This is a genomic window from Candidatus Bathycorpusculum sp. (assembly GCF_009778815.1).
Classification (GTDB): Archaea; Thermoproteota; Bathyarchaeia; order Bathyarchaeales; family Bathycorpusculaceae; genus Bathycorpusculum; species Bathycorpusculum hydrogenotrophicum.
On record NZ_WRFL01000126.1, the window covers coordinates 1 to 2,786 of the forward strand.

Sequence of the window (2,786 nt, forward strand, 5' to 3'; positions counted from 1 at the left end):
CCTGTGACTGTAGCTAGGGCGGTTCGGTTGAGATTTTTTTTCTCTTTTAGCGCCTCAATTATCCGGGCGATAACATAGAGATCAAGCTTGGAACTCGACTTTTTCGAACTCGACACTAAACCATCGCAACTCCCAAACCAACATATCCAACGCACGTAACTCTCGATATCGCCTCAAAAAATCTTTACCCAGCACAAAGACTACAACTGAGACAGCAACAAAGCCCCAAAAGAAGGCTCCAGTTGGCACTGTGGTATGTAAAAATAGCAGGGTTAAGCTATTCCATGCCAGCTCAAAGGCGGCTACTGAGACAACCAAGCAGGTGCCTGCCTTAAGGATACTATAGATTGCATAGCCAAATCGTGCCATAGAGATATCTTCTAGGGTCTTTTCCCAATCCATCTCGCCTAATAGTTTTAGGGTGGAGGCGAAGCCTTTAGAAATTTCTGGTTGCCATTTACCTACTTTAACAGCGTTAACTTGTTTTCGTATGTATAATATTCCGCAGGCAAGACCTATAAGTGGGATTAGGGATGCTAAAAATCCTGCTGCAAACATGGGGTTATTGGGGCTGGGTTCTATTCCGTAGATGTCAAATATTGTTAGTAGTGCTAGAAATGTTGCTATTGAGCCTGCGATGATGAGCATGAAGGGTTTTAGTGAGCGTGCTATGGCGTTGTATTTTTTGATATGATCGAGTGTTTTCATTAGTTCTGTGATTTTTGATGTTATTTGTTCTTCAGCGATCATTTGAGCCCCTTCAAATTGTAATCTGTTTTTAAGGGAATTGTTGTTTTTGGTTGATATAAGTGAAACTCTCTCTGAGTGAGGATTGTTGTTAATCGCCATGTTTTTTGATAGGTATCTTTTTTGTTTAAAGAAACATGAAGGTTTGTGATAAAGTGTATAGTAGCATAGTTGTTAGGGCTAATGTGAGAAAGCATATTGTGGGTATTGTTGGAGAGGCAAGGACGCCTTTTTGGTATAGTTCTGTGTTGGTTTTTAGGTTGTTGAGGTGTTTTGATAGGTTTGTTTCTGCTTTTACAAAATGGAGTAAAACTCTAGTAGGTTTGTTGTCTTGAAATTCTGCTTTCTCGGCTGGGAAATATTTGAGGGTTTCTAGTTTTTCTATTGGTATTTTTCTTGCTGTAAAGAGTAGCAAAATTTTTTGTTGTAGGGTGAGTTGGATTTCTTCGAACATGTTTTTTCCTTTAGCGAGGTCTTTTAGGTTTAGGGTAAAAATGGTTAGGGGCCATATCAGGCTTAAAATAGTTGAAATGCAAAATACTGCCAAAATAACCGGTAGTGCAGAAAACCCTAATGGCGTGTTAAAAGTGTGGGGGATTGTTGGAATGGTTAAACCCATAAAGACTAACGTTTTTACATCTGCTCCTCCATAAAAGCCAGAGCAAAATAAAACAAATCCCAAAACCATCGAAACCCCCAAAGAAACAAAAACAGTCTGTACATCTAACAAGCTAACTGCTAATTTTGATAGGGTCATTATGCATCCTATGGGGTAGGCAAAGAGCCAAACCCGATTAGACACTGCTCTTTTCTTTAAATCAAAAATAGAGGCATATGTTAAAACGCTTAACGTAAAAACAAACGGTATCCACATTATCAGTAATTGCATTTTTCATTCCTCTATAATAAATTGTGAGACTTTTAAAAGTCAGGTAAAGGGTTTCTCCTCTTCAGAATAGGGAAAGTGACGGCTGACTGGGAAGGTTGTCTTTTGACATAACTCGCCCTCCGCTTCCTTTTCTGTTTTTTCTTCTTTGTTAAACGGCTGTTTTTCGTTTTTGGGCTCTTTTTCTTTTTCTTTTGTTGTTTGTTCGAAGCCTAGTTGTGTTCTTGAAACGGGTACTTTTCCTAATGCTATGGGGAGTTTTGCTATTGCTGTGGGTAGTCCTATGATTTGTGCTAATTCTTGTGTGCTAAGCACAATTGGCTGGCGTTTTCTAAATGCCACAAATAAACAAACTGCAAAAAACACTGCCAAACAAAGAGGTATCAAATCCACATTACTAAACCCTGAAGTGAAAAGTTTTATGGGGTTAAAAAAGCCAAAAATCCCTGCAAGCAACAAAATACTTAATGGTAATGCCCACCAGAGGCGGCAGAGAACATTATTACGTATCCAATATCTTGTGGGGGCTTTGAGAGTGGTTGTTGGGTGTTGTTTGGGTTTTTTGGTTGTTTTGAAGGTTTTTAGTCTGTTGGTGGGGGCTGCTGGTAACGCCTTTTTGATTGCTTGGACAGTTTGCAGGGAGTTGCCAAAAACAAGGATTTTGCAGGTGAAAAGGTTACTGGCAAGTTTTAGCTCCGCATGCTTTACAAGTTCACGGCTCCAAGAATCCACCTTATTCTGACCCGCCCGCCCACCCCTAACAGAAGTAACGGTCTCAGTCTTTGGGGCTTGCCCTATCCCTGCCCCTATCAAATCAACAACGGGATCTAAAATATTTACACCCAACGACGAGGTTGATGTTTTGGGGTAGAGTTTGTTGTACACGAATTTTTGTATGCCTAATGTTGCGTTGGGATCGGCTTTAGCAACCACTTCTACACATACCCCCAGCCCAGCCGTAGATGCAACTATTCGGTCAATAAGATTAACCATAAACTCTGGTCGTTGACCATTAAACACTATAGGTAGAGCATAATTCTTTGATAACTCTAAATCTGCACAAAAACGATATTGAGGTTTTGGCGGTTCAACGTCTCCTACGACTTCTACGTCAAGTAGGGTTCGTATGATATTTGTCATCTGCACTCGTGCA

The 2,786-nt window shown here is 40.3% G+C and carries 3 protein-coding genes; all 3 read right to left on the minus strand.

The features are described from left to right. Positions 1-81 precede the first annotated feature (81 nt). Entirely contained in the window at positions 82-750 is a 669-nt protein-coding gene (locus FWF39_RS12290) for a hypothetical protein (RefSeq protein WP_343383727.1), read from the minus strand. Positions 751-874: 124 nt separating this feature from the next. Beyond that, a complete protein-coding gene (locus FWF39_RS12295; protein WP_343383728.1) occupies positions 875-1,636 on the minus strand; it encodes a prepilin peptidase in 762 nt (253 codons plus the stop codon). 39 nt (positions 1,637-1,675) lie between these two features. After that, a partial coding sequence (locus FWF39_RS12300) for a hypothetical protein (RefSeq protein ID WP_343383729.1) occupies positions 1,676-2,786 on the minus strand: 1,111 nt, incomplete at its 5' end.

Bases quoted from the DNA above. Each gene is read 5' to 3' on its own strand.
- FWF39_RS12290 (WP_343383727.1), bottom strand. From the start codon at position 750: ATGATCGCTGAAGAACAAATAACATCAAAAATCACAGAACTAATGAAA.
- FWF39_RS12295 (WP_343383728.1), bottom strand. From the start codon at position 1,636: ATGCAATTACTGATAATGTGGATACCGTTTGTTTTTACGTTAAGCGTT.